The sequence below is a fragment of the Acinetobacter sp. CAU_H_60 genome (genome assembly GCF_058599385.1).
Map to the genome: position 1 here is coordinate 931,538 of NZ_CM178653.1, position 15,342 is coordinate 946,879.

16 protein-coding genes and 1 other RNA gene are annotated in these 15,342 nt (G+C 42.4%); 7 read left to right on the top strand and 10 right to left on the bottom strand.

Annotation, left to right across the window (positions count from 1 at the left end; translation table 11 throughout):
- The first annotated feature begins 81 nt into the window (after positions 1 to 81).
- Together adk and AC4MBN_RS04285 are read left to right on the top strand one after the other, a co-directional pair.
- Positions 82 to 741: an adenylate kinase gene (gene adk / locus AC4MBN_RS04280; RefSeq protein WP_004782907.1), complete on the top strand. Its 660-nt coding sequence runs from the start codon at positions 82 to 84 to the stop codon at positions 739 to 741.
- An 82-nt stretch (positions 742 to 823) separates the two neighbouring features.
- Positions 824 to 1,033: a hypothetical protein gene (locus AC4MBN_RS04285; RefSeq protein WP_491880726.1), complete on the top strand. Its 210-nt coding sequence runs from the start codon at positions 824 to 826 to the stop codon at positions 1,031 to 1,033.
- 34 nt (positions 1,034 to 1,067) lie between these two features.
- Here AC4MBN_RS04285 and nth read toward each other — a convergent pair whose 3' ends face one another.
- A complete protein-coding gene (gene nth / locus AC4MBN_RS04290) occupies positions 1,068 to 1,781 on the bottom strand; it encodes an endonuclease III (protein ID WP_034703692.1) in 714 nt (237 codons plus the stop codon).
- Between the two features lie 4 nt (positions 1,782 to 1,785).
- Positions 1,786 to 2,577 carry an RnfABCDGE type electron transport complex subunit B gene (locus AC4MBN_RS04295; protein ID WP_419363334.1) on the bottom strand — a complete coding sequence of 264 codons (792 nt, stop codon included), beginning with the start codon at positions 2,575 to 2,577 and terminating at the stop codon, positions 1,786 to 1,788.
- Positions 2,578 to 2,924: 347 nt separating this feature from the next.
- Between AC4MBN_RS04295 and gdhA the strand changes: the two genes are divergently transcribed.
- Positions 2,925 to 4,268 carry an NADP-specific glutamate dehydrogenase gene (gene gdhA, locus AC4MBN_RS04300; protein WP_419363336.1) on the top strand — a complete coding sequence of 448 codons (1,344 nt, stop codon included), beginning with the start codon at positions 2,925 to 2,927 and terminating at the stop codon, positions 4,266 to 4,268.
- 70 nt (positions 4,269 to 4,338) lie between these two features.
- Here gdhA and AC4MBN_RS04305 read toward each other — a convergent pair whose 3' ends face one another.
- The 3 genes from AC4MBN_RS04305 to rlmH all read right to left on the bottom strand — a co-directional run bounded on the left by AC4MBN_RS04305 (position 4,339) and on the right by rlmH (position 6,626).
- Positions 4,339 to 5,121: a DUF4377 domain-containing protein gene (locus tag AC4MBN_RS04305; RefSeq protein ID WP_419374389.1), complete on the bottom strand. Its 783-nt coding sequence runs from the start codon at positions 5,119 to 5,121 to the stop codon at positions 4,339 to 4,341.
- 139 nt (positions 5,122 to 5,260) lie between these two features.
- The gene (locus AC4MBN_RS04310; protein ID WP_491880727.1) at positions 5,261 to 6,037 is read right to left on the bottom strand and encodes a dioxygenase family protein; all 777 of its coding nucleotides are present in this window, start codon (positions 6,035 to 6,037) and stop codon (positions 5,261 to 5,263) included.
- A gap of 106 nt (positions 6,038 to 6,143) precedes the next feature.
- The gene (gene rlmH, locus AC4MBN_RS04315; RefSeq protein ID WP_419374391.1) at positions 6,144 to 6,626 is read right to left on the bottom strand and encodes a 23S rRNA (pseudouridine(1915)-N(3))-methyltransferase RlmH; all 483 of its coding nucleotides are present in this window, start codon (positions 6,624 to 6,626) and stop codon (positions 6,144 to 6,146) included.
- Between the two features lie 155 nt (positions 6,627 to 6,781).
- Between rlmH and AC4MBN_RS04320 the strand changes: the two genes are divergently transcribed.
- A complete protein-coding gene (locus AC4MBN_RS04320) occupies positions 6,782 to 7,741 on the top strand; it encodes a M28 family peptidase (RefSeq protein ID WP_491880728.1) in 960 nt (319 codons plus the stop codon).
- Positions 7,742 to 7,804: 63 nt separating this feature from the next.
- Here AC4MBN_RS04320 and lon read toward each other — a convergent pair whose 3' ends face one another.
- The 5 genes from lon to AC4MBN_RS04345 form a co-directional block, all read right to left on the bottom strand.
- Positions 7,805 to 10,231: an endopeptidase La gene (lon, locus tag AC4MBN_RS04325; RefSeq protein WP_034703702.1), complete on the bottom strand. Its 2,427-nt coding sequence runs from the start codon at positions 10,229 to 10,231 to the stop codon at positions 7,805 to 7,807.
- Between the two features lie 147 nt (positions 10,232 to 10,378).
- Positions 10,379 to 10,960, bottom strand: coding sequence for a 5-formyltetrahydrofolate cyclo-ligase (locus AC4MBN_RS04330; protein WP_262737935.1), 582 nt, complete (start codon positions 10,958 to 10,960; stop codon positions 10,379 to 10,381).
- Positions 10,961 to 11,262: 302 nt separating this feature from the next.
- Positions 11,263 to 11,447, bottom strand: a non-coding RNA gene (gene ssrS, locus AC4MBN_RS04335) — 6S RNA.
- A gap of 97 nt (positions 11,448 to 11,544) precedes the next feature.
- Positions 11,545 to 11,832, bottom strand: a complete 288-nt coding sequence (locus AC4MBN_RS04340) for a cell division protein ZapA (RefSeq protein WP_005234746.1) — start codon at positions 11,830 to 11,832, stop codon at positions 11,545 to 11,547.
- Positions 11,829 to 12,386, bottom strand: coding sequence for a hypothetical protein (locus AC4MBN_RS04345; protein ID WP_004782884.1), 558 nt, complete (start codon positions 12,384 to 12,386; stop codon positions 11,829 to 11,831). The genes AC4MBN_RS04340 and AC4MBN_RS04345 overlap by 4 nt, the downstream gene beginning before the upstream one ends.
- Before the next feature lie 65 nt (positions 12,387 to 12,451).
- Here AC4MBN_RS04345 and AC4MBN_RS04350 point away from each other — a divergent pair, with 65 nt between their 5' ends.
- From AC4MBN_RS04350 to AC4MBN_RS04360, 3 genes are all read left to right on the top strand, one after another.
- Positions 12,452 to 13,084: a UPF0149 family protein gene (locus AC4MBN_RS04350; RefSeq protein ID WP_491880729.1), complete on the top strand. Its 633-nt coding sequence runs from the start codon at positions 12,452 to 12,454 to the stop codon at positions 13,082 to 13,084.
- A 151-nt stretch (positions 13,085 to 13,235) separates the two neighbouring features.
- A complete protein-coding gene (pepP, locus tag AC4MBN_RS04355) occupies positions 13,236 to 14,570 on the top strand; it encodes a Xaa-Pro aminopeptidase (RefSeq protein WP_491880730.1) in 1,335 nt (444 codons plus the stop codon).
- A gap of 392 nt (positions 14,571 to 14,962) precedes the next feature.
- Positions 14,963 to 15,202 (top strand): DUF378 domain-containing protein, encoded by a 240-nt coding sequence (locus AC4MBN_RS04360; protein ID WP_034703714.1) that lies wholly within the window; start codon positions 14,963 to 14,965, stop codon positions 15,200 to 15,202.
- Positions 15,203 to 15,342 lie beyond the last annotated feature (140 nt).

Below are 15,342 nucleotides of genomic sequence, written 5' to 3' on the forward strand. Positions count from 1 at the left end.
TAGATGCCAAAGAGCAGCACACGTTTTGGTCGTGTGAAGCTGGGTATCTTATACATAGTTAAAAAATGAGGATGTTTATATATGCGCATTATCTTACTCGGACCACCTGGAGCAGGTAAAGGTACACAAGCTCAGTTGATCTGTAAGCGCTACAATATCCCACAAATTTCAACCGGTGATATGCTCCGTGCTGCAATTCGTGAAGGAACTGAATTAGGTCTACAAGCTAAAAGCGTCATGGACAATGGCGGTTTGGTTTCTGATGAATTGATCATTGGTCTGGTCAAAGAGCGTATTGCACAACCTGACTGTGCAAATGGCTGCATCTTTGATGGTTTCCCACGTACGATTCCTCAAGCTGAAGCGCTGGAAAAAGAAGGCATTGCAATTGATCATGTAATTGAAATTGATGTGCCGGATGAAGAAATCGTTCAACGTCTATCTGGTCGTCGTCAACACCCGGCGTCTGGTCGCGTTTATCACATCGTTTACAACCCGCCAAAAGTGGAAGGTAAAGATGATGAAACTGGTGAAGATCTGGTACAACGTCCAGATGACCAGGAAGAAACTATTCGTCGCCGTTTAGGTTCATACCACACTGAAACTGAACAGCTGGTTGGCTTCTATCAAGGCCGTGCAGCTTCAGGCGAAAATGCACCGACTTATGACAAGTTAAACGGTCTACGTCCAATCGAAGAAGTTCAAAAAGATCTTTTCGCGATTCTGGATCAAGCAAAATAATCGGTTTCCGATCATTTTGACTTTCAAAGAGCCCTAAGTCATATTAGGGCTCTTTTTATTGTATTGTTCAAAAGGATCTGCTGTGAAATTTGCTGTATTAGGATTGATGATTGTATTTCTAGCAGTACTGTTTGCACTGTTCTATGTCAGCTTCAAGATGCTGAAAAAAGTACGTCAGGAAGAACGTGCTGAAAATGCGGGTAAGGTGCCTGTGCGTCAGCTGCATCCTAAATTACAGGCAGAGCTTGAGCAAAAGCGCAAGCAAGAACAGGCTGGGCAAAATAAAAAATAAAAACTTTTTGAGTACTTAAATTAAAAAGCTGAACCTAGCGTTCAGCTTCAATATTTTTCACCGGAATTGCGCGACCTGCGCCAAATTCAAAACGGTCGGGCCAGTTACAGACATCGGCGACCACACATTCATGACACTTTGGTTTACGTGCGATGCAGCAATAGCGGCCATGTAAAATCAGCCAGTGATGTGAATCAATAATAAATTCTTTTGGAATCACTTTGACCAGACGATGCTCGACCTCAAGCACGTTTTTACCTACTGCCAAACCGGTACGATTACCGACACGGAAAATATGCGTATCCACAGCCATGGTTGGCTGGCCAAAGGCAGTATTCAGCACCACATTCGCTGTTTTGCGTCCTACACCGGGTAAGGCTTCCAGATCTGCACGATTGTCCGGTACCACGCTGTTATGCTTCTTGATGAGCATTTCACAGGCTTTAATGACGTTTACAGCTTTGGAATTATACAGGCCAATCGTTTTAATATATTCCTTCAGCCCATCCACACCAAGTGCATAAATCGCTTCCGGTGTATTGGCGACCGGAAACAGTTTATCGGTGGCTTTATTCACGCTTACATCCGTAGCTTGGGCAGACAGGGTCACTGCAACCAGTAATTCAAATGGGCTGGAATAGTTCAGTTCAGTTTTCGGATTCGGACGCTGTTCACGCAGGCGCTCAAAGAAAGTCTGAATCTGTTTTTTAGTCATGTTTTTTACAGGCTTAGCTGTTACTGTTGTCATGATCTTATCCCTGTAAAGCCTGTAATTGCTGCGTCAGTTCTTCAAGTTGCAGACGTTTGCGTGCATCCTCACGAACAGAAAGCTGTTTTTCTAACTTTTTGATTTGTGTGCGTAATTTGGCAAGCTCAATCGTGGTTTTGGCATCAAGTGTAACCACTTCATCGGTTGGTTTTTTCACGATTTCAATGACAGGAACCTGATCGACCTGAGCAGAGAACTGGGCAAATAGGGCAGTATTAATCTCGGCACGAACGACAGGTCCCTTACGGTCGATGCGACGTTTTTCTTCGCGTTGAATATGCGCATAGTAACGTTTACGCAAATCATCCTGTTCAGCAATACGCTGAGCTTCAGTTGGTAAAGGCTGAAGATCTTCAACCAGATCAATACAGTCTACCGGGCAAGGCGGAATGCAGAGTTCACAGCCGGTACACAGGTCAGTGAGCACAGTATGCATCAATTTGCCTGAGCCAATAATCGCATCGACCGGACAGGCACTGATGCATTTGGTACAACCAATACATTCATCTTCACGAATGATGGCTTTCATGCGCTGAGGACGACCATCCGTCTGAATGGGCCAGACACTTTCTTCAGCGGGCAGTTTAGAACGATTTAACAATGCTGCCAGAGCATCAGCGACGGGCTGTCCACCCGGTACACATTTATTGGCATCTTCGCCCTCAGCAATGGACTGAGCATAGGGCAAGCAGCCATCACGATGACCACATAAACCGCACTGGGTTTGGGGCAATAAAGCATCAATAGACTGGACTAGAGAGATTTGCGAATTCATGAATAACCTAGGCTGCTCGGGCTGAGCCTTAGAGTGAATGAAACAAAATATGTCAATTTAATGATTTTAACATGTTTTTAAGGAACTAAGTTATGCACGATTAAGGGTCACTTTGTGCATTATTATTAGGCATAAATTAACAATTAAGCATTGATTCAATTGGCATTTAAGTACACAGAAAAAATATTCATAATCAATATAAATAATTGTTATCAAATTAAATTTAAACTATTTTTCAAAAAAGTATTGTAGATTAGTTACAAAAGATATTTAATATTTTGCGCCAAAATTTAACATTGATTGTAAATTTGACCAATTTTGATCCATTTTCTGCTGAGGATTAAGCGTTGAAATACAACACACTTAATGAGTTCCTAGATTACGTAAAATCACGTGATGCACATCAACCCGAATTTCTTCAAGCTGTAGAAGAAGTGATGACCAGTTTGTGGCCATTCATTGAAAAGAATCCACAATACGCAGCACATGGTTTACTAGAACGTCTAGTTGAACCTGAGCGTGCGATCCAGTTCCGTGTTGCTTGGGTAGATGACCAAGGTCAAACACAGGTTAACCGTGCGTTCCGCGTACAGTACAACTCAGCGATTGGTCCATTCAAAGGTGGTATGCGTTTCCACCCGTCAGTGAACCTTTCTATTTTGAAATTCCTCGGTTTCGAGCAAACTTTCAAAAATGCCCTGACTACATTGCCTATGGGCGGTGGTAAAGGCGGTTCTGATTTTGATCCTAAAGGCAAATCAGAAGGCGAAATCATGCGTTTCTGCCAAGCGTTAATCATCGAGCTTTATCGTCATCTTGGTTCTAATACAGATATCCCAGCGGGTGATATCGGTGTGGGTGGCCGTGAAGTTGGTTACATGGCTGGTATGATGAAAAAACTCAGCAATGACACTTCATGTGTATTCACTGGTAAAGGCCTGACTTTCGGTGGTTCTCTGGCTCGTCCAGAAGCAACTGGTTACGGTACAGTGTATTTCGCTGAAGAGATGCTGAAAACTCGTGGCGAAAGCTTCAAAGATAAAGTGGTAACAATCTCTGGTTCTGGTAACGTTGCGCAGTACGCTGCTGAAAAAGCAATGTTCTTGGGTGCTAAAGTTGTTTCTCTATCTGACTCTGCGGGTACTGTTCACGTTAAAGACGGTTTCACTGAAGAGCTTCTTGCTGAAGTGATGGAACTGAAAAACATTAAACGTGGCCGTATCTCTGAATTTGCATCTAAACACGGTTTTGAATACCTTGAAGGTCAACGTCCTTGGGGTATCAAATGTGATATCGCGCTTCCATGTGCGACTCAAAACGAACTTGATGCGAATGATGCAGCAGCGCTTCTTGCAAACGGCGTAATTTGTGTTGCTGAAGGCGCGAACATGCCTTCTACACTGGATGCAGTTGAGAAATTCGTTGAAGCGAAAATCCTTTATGCTCCAGGTAAGGCATCTAACGCCGGTGGTGTAGCAACTTCTGGTCTTGAAATGTCTCAAAACGCATTGCGTTTAGGCTGGACTTTCGAAGAAGTTGACGAACGTCTGCATGCGATCATGAAAGAAATTCACCGCAACTGTGTGAAATATGGTACTAAAGAAGACGGTACTGTAAACTATGTAGACGGCGCAAACATCGCTGGCTTCGTAAAAGTTGCTGATGCAATGCTTTCTCAAGGCGTATTCTAAGTCTGACTTAGTTTAAGCTTGAAAAAAACCGAGGTGAATGCCTCGGTTTTTTTATGTACAGTATTTATCTTTAAAGAGTGCCTTTGACTGTTTCACGCTCTACAGCCATGTCGAATACATAGGCATATTTAGACTGGTCAGCTGCCGGATTTTTAATTTCATAACGTTTGACCCGAATAATCTGACGCTCATTCGGTGTATGCTGAAAACCTTCAATCTGATCGTAAAATAAAGTCCAGTCTTTATCGACTTGAGTCTTTAAGCCTTTTTCATCATATTTGATTTCTTTTACTTGCAAGCAGGTTTGTTGAGCTACACCCGTACAGGCTTTAGTCTGTGGTGAAACTTCTAGGAAAATAGTTTCTGCCTGACCTTGGTATTTGGTTTCCGGTGTCATTTTTCCGGTAAAGACATATTTTTGACCATCTGCTGCAGTAATACTCAGTTTTGGTTGATTGGCATCACTTGGATCCAGGCTAAACGGAATATCACGCTTTTGCAGAAGCTGGCTGATAAAACGTTCCTGTTCCATTAATGGTGCATCACACGCCATCATGGTACCCATCATGTCACCCGTACTCAGGGTATTATCTTTAACATCCCAGTTCGTACCAAGGCCATTACAGCCAGAAGCTACACTCAGTCTGCCTTGCTGGTCAAAGCTCAGAACAATCGGGCGTTGCAGCCCACGATCAAGTTCCCAGGTATAAGCGGGCAGAATTTGTGTAGGTGTTTTTAATGTGGTGGATAGAGTAGAAATAGCCGGATCTCCTGAAGTAGCAGGAAGATGAGAAGATTGACATGCAGTTAAAGCCAAAGGGAGCAGGGCAAGCGCAAAAATACTGAATTTCATTGGTTTATATTCTATGTGCTAAAGTTTCAACGTGATTATAATCAAGAGATTAACAAAAAATATGGATACAAATCGTAGCTTTTGCTAACAAAATGTATCCAAATTAAAAAGTCAGATTTTAAATAAGCGGAGCTATCGGTTAGTCAAAACGGTAGATATCCATTCCCAAAGCGCCCATCGTAAAACTGCTATGCACAATACTGAAACGGTTGCCGGTACCCATAGCAAAGAACAGTGGAGCAAAGTGTTCCAGCGTTGGGTGATTACGTTTTAACTGAGGAATAGACTGCCAGTCCAGAACGGCATCAAAATCGCTATGGGTTAATTTATTGGCTACATAGTTACGGAAGGTCGATGCCCATTCCGGAACTTCATCGCTATTTCCCTGCCAGGACAATTCACGCAAATTATGGGTAATACTCCCTGACCCGATCAGGAAAACCTGCTGCTCACGAAGGGGCGCCAACGTCTGGCCAATCTTGTAAATCTCTTCTGCACTCATCGACATTGGTAAAGAAATTTCAACCACCGGGATATCTGCTTCTGGATACATATGTAAGAGCGGCATCCAGACGCCATGATCACGCGGACGGGTGCTGTTGGCATGTGCAGAGAAACCGGCATTGACCAATAGACCCAAGACTTGCTCAGCCAGCTCTGGATTGCCGGGAGCAGGGTAGCGTAACTCATATAACTCGGGTGGAAAGCCACGGAAGTCATGCCAAGTTTCAGGACGAATACCTGTATTGACTTCCAGAGCTTCACTTTCCCAGTGTGCCGACATAACAATGATGGCAGTTGGACGTGGCAGATTCAGGCTTAAACGGTGCAATGCCGGGCCAACCTGCTCAGGATTGAGCGCGAGCATGGGAGAACCATGAGAAATAAATAAGCCGGGCAAAGTCTGTAAGTTCATAAGTCAAACCACATTAATTCAATGTTTTAATCATGCAATAAAAAGGGAAGCAAAGGCAGGGGTGATTGTTCAACAAAACGTTGCATAATCAGAACGCATCCACAGATCAGCCTGCACGGTGATAAGGATGATTATGGTTGATGCTCATGGCGCGATACAGTTGTTCAATCAGCATTACACGGACTAGCGGATGTGGCAAGGTGAGTTTAGACAGGGACCAATGCCAGGCTGCTGCTTTTCGGACTGCTTCAGAATGGCCATCTGGCCCACCAATCGCCAAGGCAATATCATGACCTTCCAGCATCCAGCCTTTCATGGTTTCAGCCAGTTTTTCCGTACTAAACTCACGGCCACCGACTTCTAGTGCAATCAGGAATTCATTCTGTTTTAAGGCATTTAAAATACTGTCACCTTCAATATTCCGGTATTTCAGAATATCGGCTTCAGAATCGTTTTTGCCCCGTTTCGCCATTGGTAATTCAACCACCTGAGTCTGTACAAAAGGCTGAATACGCTTGAAATAGTCTTCAAAGCCTGTCAGCACCCAAGCCGGCATTTTCTGGCCAATGGTTAAGATACGGATTTTCATAGAACTGGATCAATAATTAGATACTTCATTATAACGATCAAACAACACGAAGTTGAGCTAGGGAAACAAATTGAAATTGAAATCATGAATTTAATGTTGCTTTAATATCCATGATTCAAGTATCCGCTTGATAATAAAGGAATGGATAATAAGAAATGCGGACCAGTCTCATTATTAAAAGATATTGCACTTTTCTACTAATTATTCTCGGTTTAACCAGTTCAGTCATGAGCTTTGCTGCGCCTGCAAATTTTTCCTCCAAGCAGGCTCAGCCGGAACATCTGGAACTATTTATCAAACAGATTATCAGTGTGGACGAATACCGGAATTTTAAAAATATCAGTGAATTAAACCGGGTTTCAGCCTGGCTCAAAGAACAGATGCGTCTACTGGGTATTCCATGCCAGTTCCAAAACTATATTGTAAATAGCCTAAGCTATAGAAATGTGGTGTGTCAACTGAATGCCAAAGCCAAAACCAAACTGGTTATTGGCGCGCATTATGATGTCTTTAGTGATCTGTATGGAGCAGATAACAATGCTTCCGGTGTGGCAGGGGTACTAGAAACAGCCCGATTGTTGGCCTTACAGAAGTCAAAACTCAAACATAATATCGAGTTCGCTTTCTATACACTGGAGGAGCCACCATATTTCAAGACTGAACATATGGGAAGTTATTTGCATGCCAAAGCATTAAAGGCCCAGAAACAAAAAGTGAAAGGTGTCATTATTCTGGATTCTATTGGCTATTATGATGAAAATCTGGTGCAGACCTATCCGACAGGATTGAAATGGATCTATCCACGGCATGGTAACTTCATTGCTGCGATTGGATATTTGACATCAGCCGGTTTGACAGGAGATTACTGCACGTCCATGCAACGTTTCAAGCGGCTAGACTGTCAGCGTTTTATTAGTCCGGCATTTGCTCAGGACATGAATTTTTCTGGTTATCTGAATTATGCTAAGTTTAACTATTCAACCATGTTGATTACAGACACAGCGCATTATCGTAATCCTTACTACAATACTGAGCAGGATACCTTAGATAAACTGGATCTGACCAAGATGGCTCAGGTCGTGAATGGTTTGGTCGATATGGTGATTCGCTTTTAATTGTCTTCACCTGGATACAAAAACACCCTGCCAGAGCAGGGTGTTTTTCGAAGTCTTTAGGTCTTAATGACGTGCAGCTTTAGCTTCTTCGCTCGCTTTTACAATCGGTGGTTTTACCAGTGCTTTCGGCATATCGATCAAAGCCAAAGGTAAAATCTCATCAATCGATTTCACAGCTTTGATTTCTAGGCCTTCTTTTACATTCTCAGGAATTTCCGCAAGGTCGCGAACGTTTTCCTGTGGAATGAATACCAGTTTGATGCCACCACGGTGCGCAGCAAGCAGTTTCTCTTTCAGGCCACCAATACGCATTGCACGGCCACTCAAGCTGGTTTCACCTGTCATCGCAATATCTGGACGAATCGCAATACCGGTGAATGCAGACACTAGAGCAGTCGTTAGTGCCAAACCTGCAGATGGACCATCTTTCGGAGTCGCACCTTCTGGTAAATGCACGTGCACATCAGTTTCTTCAAAGCGAGACGCTTCGATACCTAACTCAGCCGCACGGGTACGAACGACAGTCATGGCAGCGGTAATCGATTCTTTCATTACATCACCAAGTGAACCAGTGGTAATGAATTTACCTTTACCAGGTACTGCTGCAACTTCAATAGTCAGTAACTCGCCACCCACTGAAGTCCAAGCCAAACCATTTACGCGGCCAATTTGAGCTTCTTCTTCCGCCATGCCGTAGTCGAATTTGTGTGGACCCAAGTAATCTGGGAGATTACCCGCATTCACTTCAACCTGAAGATTTTTTGCTTTCTTGCTAACTGCTTCTTTCACTACCTTACGTGCAATTTTAGATACTTCACGTTCAAGGTTACGAACACCGGCTTCACGAGTATAACGACGCACAATGTCACGAATCGCTTCTTCATGCACAGTCAACTCTTTAGCACGTAAACCATTGTTCTTAATTGCTTTAGGAACAAGGTAACGGTCAGCAATATTAACTTTCTCTTCTTCAGTATAACCAGGCAGACGAATCACTTCCATACGGTCCAAGAGGGCCTCAGGAATATTCATGCTGTTGGCAGTACAGATGAACATCACTTCTGACAGGTCAAGATCCAGATCAAGATAGTGATCGTTGAACTTGTTGTTCTGTGATGGATCAAGTACTTCAAGCATCGCAGAAGCTGGATCACCACGGTAATCTTGAGCCATCTTGTCGATCTCATCGAGCAAGAACAGCGGGTTTTTCACGCCAACTTTGGTCAATGATTGCACGATCTTACCTGGCATCGCACCAATGTAGGTACGACGGTGACCACGAATTTCAGCTTCATCACGTACACCACCCAGGGCCATACGTACAAACTCACGACCAGTCGCTTTGGCAATCGATTCACCTAGTGAAGTTTTACCTACACCCGGAGGACCGACCAAACAAAGGATTGGACCGCGTAATTTTTTCACGCGAGACTGAACCGCTAGGTATTCCACAATACGGTCTTTGACGTCGTCCAGACCATAGTGATCGGCATCCAGTATTTCCTGAGCTTTGTTCAGGTTAATGCTAACTTTGCTGGCTTTGTTCCAAGGGGTATCTAGAATCACTTCCAGATAGTTACGAACTACTGCAGCTTCGCTAGATGCCGGTTGCATTGCTTTGAGCTTACGGAACTCAGATTCTGCTTTCTTACGCACATGCTCAGGCAGATCAGCTTCAGCCAGACGTTTTTCGATTTCCGCAACGTCATCTTCCGCACCGCCATTCATATCGGAAAGCTCGCGCTGAATGACTTTCATTTTTTCATTCAGGAAGTATTCGCGCTGATTCTTTTCCATCTGGCGTTTAACAGAATCATGCAAAGTCTGTTCAATCTGCTGTTCTTCAGACTGTTGCAATAAATACGTCATCAACTCAGTTAAATGTGCATCGAACTCGTCGTATTCCAGGAATTTCTGTTTCACTTCGATATTCAAAGGAACACGGGTCGCTACGAAGAATAACAGTTGCAGCAAGTCTTCGATTTTATTCGCAGCTGCAATCAGCTCACGAGCATTACGAAGTTTTGCTTCAGCATACTGAGCGAACAGGGCACGCAGCTCCTGCAAGCGCGTAGCTTGAGTTGTTTCATCGACTGATACAGTCATTGGGCTAAGTTCATGCTCAGCAGTCAAATACTCATTTTCATCAATGATGGTTTTGAGCTTGGCACGATACAGTCCTTCAATCAGGACTTTAATACAGTTTTCATCATTTTCGTGATTCACAACTTGCACAATCTTCGCGACAGTACCGTATTGATATAAGTTGTCGTGATCAATTTCTTCTGTAAGCGAATCTTTTTGCGCAACTACAAATACTAGATTGTCACTGTTACGAGCCACATCAACTGCATTGATCGATTTTTCACGACCGACAAATAGCGCAATTTGCATGTGTGGGTACACCACCACATCACGTAGCGCCAAAAGTGGTAATACACTTGGAACCTGAGGCTCTAAGGTTTCTTGATTCATAATAATTTCAGACATGGGCACTCCTAATGAGTGACAACGGTGTTGCCATGTTTTTAATAGTGATGGGTAATTTAAAAATTACAAGGGCTATAGCGACTAAATTGTATAAAAAATGACTAATTATGTGATTTTAAAGTACTTATGTATTTGGAAATACATCATTTAACGCTTAAAGCGTTGTAAAAGTGTAGGCGTAAGCAGGGCATCTAAAGGTTGATCCCATGTTTCTCGGACTAAAGGTTGTGGCACACGCTGAAAGTCATGCGCCAGTCCAAGGCGAAAAGGACGACGCGCTGCAGTTGCCAGCGTACGATCATAGTAGCCACCGCCCATACCAATCCGGGTACCATATTGATCACAGGCTAATAATGGCATTACCAATAGATCCAGTTTTGAGACATGCAAGCCACGAGTTGCCATGGGTTCACGCATTCCCAAGCGATGATGAGCAAAACGTTGGGAACGATATTGATTCTGACTAATTTCTACCCATGTGAGCTGCTGGTTCATATTGCAAATATTGGGGAGATAAACCCGTTTATGATGCTTAAAGCAGTATTCAATCAGCGCCTGAGTCCGAACCTCACCGAAAGCATCCAGATAAACCCCCACAGATTTGCTTGCATGAAATTCTGGCAAAGTCCGAATCATATTCAGGATACGTTGTTGAGTTTGTTTCTGAGTAAATCGAGAGAGTTGACGGCGCTGTTTACGTAGCTGTTTGCGAAGTTCGGAAAGATTCATCGTCGTCATAAATATGGTCTTCAGGATTATAGGGTATTAGAATTAATAAATTAGATTAATAAAATGCCATAACTTAAATAGAGGGTAGCAACATAGCGAGTATTATAGGCATCTGTATGAATTTTTGATTAAATTTTAAAAATAATAAAACATTAATGGTGAATTGCTTGATTTGTAATTAGATTTAGTCAACTTTTTAAAAGACGAAAAGGGTACGGGTATAGGACGCTAAACCAGGAAAAATGCAATAAATTTGAGATTTAGAAAAGAAGAAAAATAATGAAATATTTTGAGAAAAATAGAAGCACTCCGAGGATGCCGCTGCATGTCATTACCCTTGAACCCTAAAGTTCAAGGTGGACGAGACGCATACTTGCTGGGTTTCCCATACCGGATGGGCATACACTCTAAATATGCAGAACTCAATCCTAAGATTTAAATATCGGCTCAGGGGAATCTGACCCGCTGGCGAACATCTCAGAGTTAGACTAAGTATAAACGATAATGCTGATGTGGCAACTCTATGCTGTTCGTGAACTGTAAACAGTTTAGTCGAACGACCGAAGTTTAAACAAAAAACTCGATTATTCAGTTAGTTCTTCAACTTCTTCCAAAATAGTTTGTAACAAACGTTCGCAGTGCGCATATTGTTGCAGGGATTTATTCATCGTCAATACTTCCTGCATCAGTTCCAGTGCCACCATAATGATCAGTTTACTTGGTTCCATACGAGGTGCTTTACGGCGAAATTCATCGTATTTTTCATTGAGTAATTGCGCTGCACGCTGTAGTTCATCCTGCTGATCCGCAGTGGAGGCCAGACGGAAACTGTGACCCAATACCTTTAAGTCGATTGCGATTTGTTCACTCATGATGAAGCTTCCTCAGTCACTTCAGTAGGATGGGCCAATTGCTGAATTTCCTGTGCATTTTGATCCTGGGCTGTTCCCAAAATTGCCAGACGTTGAATAATGGCTTCAACTTTAGCTTTGGCATTTTCATTTTTCTGGGTAAGACGTTCTGATTCCTGATTCAGGCGCTGAATTTCCTGCTGGGCATGACGCTGTTCCAGCAATAACTTTTCTTTCAGCACACGTAATTCATTGCGTTCAGCCAGAATTTCCTGAAAACGGTTCTTTAGATCAGTACAACTTTTTTCCAGACGGCTATAACGATCTGCCAGTGCTGTAGCATCCTGGTTTAAATGCTGAAACTGGTTACGTGATTCTGTCAGTTGCTGATTGAGGTTCTGGATTTCTTGTTGTTTTTGCGCAATAAAGCTATTTTTTTGTTCAATTTGAGTTTCATGTTGCACGCTCGAAGCCTCTTGCTTCTCACGTAAACTGGTATTCTCACTTTCAAGTTGTGCAAGTCGCGTTTTTAAAACGCCAATATGCACTTGTAGACGCTGTAATTCTTCTAACATATCGAGGTCGCACAGTGTTGCAAACAAAGGTAATATATAAAGCAGTATAGAGATTGGATAAACGAATGCAAGACGATATTTCAGGTTGGTCAGAATGGTACCGCAATTTTTCTTCAATTGAAGAAATTTCTAGCCCAAGCGAACTGCATGGTTTGCTTACCGGAATTGTCTGTGTCACTCAGGCACCTTCAAGTGATGAATGGATACAGATTTTAGAAACGCTAGATGTCCCTGAACTGGATCCTGAAGCATTAGAATTGTTAACGGGTGAGGCAGAAGACATATTTCATGCGCTGTCTGAAGATGAGCTGGATTATCTGCCATTACTACCAGATGATGAGCATAGCTTGGCTGAACGCGTTCAGGCATTGGCTGACTGGTGTGCAGGCGTAGTGCTTGGTTTTGGCTTGGCCTCAGGTCATATCCGTAATGATGAAATGGAACTGATTGAACATTTACAAGATGTTGCAGCAGTTGAGTTTGAAGATTCTGATAACGATGCCGAAGGCGAAGAAAGCTATCAGGAGCTGTATGAGTTTGTTCGTCTGATTCCGGTAAGCCTGTCCGTTGGCCGCAAGAAAGTAGAGGTTGAAGAAACACCTTTATTGCAGAAATTCACGCAAAAAGCACCAGCTCCAGCTTCTGCAACTGAAGCGCAATCTGTAGTTGAAATTTTCTCGCCGAAACGTCCGAGTTAAGTTCAAGCGGTTCTAGACACAAATTAAAAACGGTTCTGAAACCGGCATATTTTTTGCTGAGTCTTCTCATGAAGATGATAGTAAATTGATCTGACCCGTTTTCAGAACCAAATTTTAAATAACAGTAGCAATTGATAAGAAGTAAGGTGTAATGAAGAAACTGACTCAAGCCGATTTTCAGGAACGTCGTGACATCCTCGCAGGGGAAATGGGATTACGTAGTATCGCGATTATTGCCACCAGCCCGGTTGCCCTGCGTAACCGTGATGCAGATTATAAATACCGCGCGGACAGTAGTTTCTTTTACCTGACCGGATTTGCTGAGCCTGAAGCAGTTGCAGTCATTGAAACGTTTGATACTGAAGAAGAAGGCTATACCTATAGTCTGTTCTGTCGTGAACGTGATCGTGAAATGGAAATCTGGAACGGCTACCGTGCCGGAGTAGATGGCGCCATTGATGATTATGAAGCGGACGAAGCCTATGCGATTGATCTGCTAGATGAAGAAATCCTCACCAAGCTTCAGAACAAAGATAAACTTTTCTACAGGATTGGTCAAAATGCCGAATTTGATGCACGTGTAGCTAAATGGATTGCAACAGCCAGTGGTGAAAGCCGCCGTGGTAATTCTGCACCGGCACAGATCATGCAGCTGGATCGTATCGTTGATGAAATGCGTCTGCATAAAGATGAAAATGAAATTGAACTGATGCAGCTTGCATCAGATATTTCTGCAGAAGCGCATACACTGGCTATGCAGAAAGTTCGTCCAGGCATGATGGAATATGCTTTAGAAGCTGAACTGAATTATGTCTTTGGTAAAAATGGCTGTGTACCATCCTACAACAGTATTGTTGGTGGCGGTGAAAATGCCTGTATTCTGCATTATGTGGAAAATGACAAAGAACTGAAAGATGGTGATCTGGTTCTGATTGATGCTGCCTGTGAATATCAGTTTTATGCTTCGGACATTACCCGTACGTTCCCGGTGAATGGTAAATTCAGCCCGGAACAAAAAGCTTTATATAATGTCGTATTGGATGCACAGATTGCTGCGATCAATGCAGTTCAAATCGGGAATTCTTATAAAGAGCCGCATAATGTGGCAGTTCGCATTCTGGTTCAAGGTTTACTTGATCTTGGGATTATGCAGGGGGAGATTGACGAAATTATCCAGACTGAAAGTTTCCGCCAGTTCTATATGCACGGTACTGGGCATTGGCTCGGTATGGATGTACATGATGTAGGTACATATAAAGCTAACGGTGAATGGCGTGCATATGAAGAAGGTATGGTCGTGACCGTTGAGCCGGGTCTTTATATTGCGCCAGATGATGAAACTGTAGATGTTAAATGGCGTGGTATCGGAATCCGGATTGAAGATGATGTGGTTGCTACCAAAAATGGCCCACTAGTGCTAACTGCAAAAGTTGTGAAAACCGTGGAAGATATTGAAGCCTTAATGGCCAAAGCCCATGCTGCTTAAATGAAAGATATAAAAAAGCCGGTGATCTCACCGGCTTTTTTATATAGTAGAAAGTTAAAAATGTATTCGTGAATGATAGTAATTTTTTAATTTATTGATATTAAAATGAATATTTATAAAATTTTAAAAAAAATGGATTAATTTCTTAGGCAATAAGTTATCCAATAGCTAGATAGAACAAAGATACTGTCGAGAAACATGCAAGACTTTTACTTACGTTAATCGCAACTTATTCAAATAAAATTAACTTTGTTAAAATTGAGAATTATAAGATGACAGGAATTCAACACAGCAATTGAGTTTTTAGCATCAAAGCAACATATTAATTCCGATTTCGTTCTCATACTTGACCTGTTCCTTAAATAAACTCAAAGAAGAGCAGGAGAAAAATGATGAGACTAAATACGCTTGACTGGATTGCTTATGCTTTAGCGATTATTGGTGGCATCAACTGGGGGCTAGTTGGTGCATTTAACTTTGATTTAGTCGCTGCCATCTTTGGTGAAATGAGTGCACTATCTCGAATTATTTATGTATTGGTTGGTTTGTCTGCCTTGTATCTGATTTATACTGGTACAAAATTGGGTCGACGCGATGTACATCATGAGTCTCAAGCTCGAGTAGTACGTTAACTGACTGAAAGTTAATTGAAGTCATTGATATTTTTTTAATTAACTGATTCCTATAATTGATTAGTTAATCTAAAAGATATAAAGGACATTTAACAGAAACGGAGCTTAGGCTCCGTTTTTAGTATTTAAATTTTTGATAA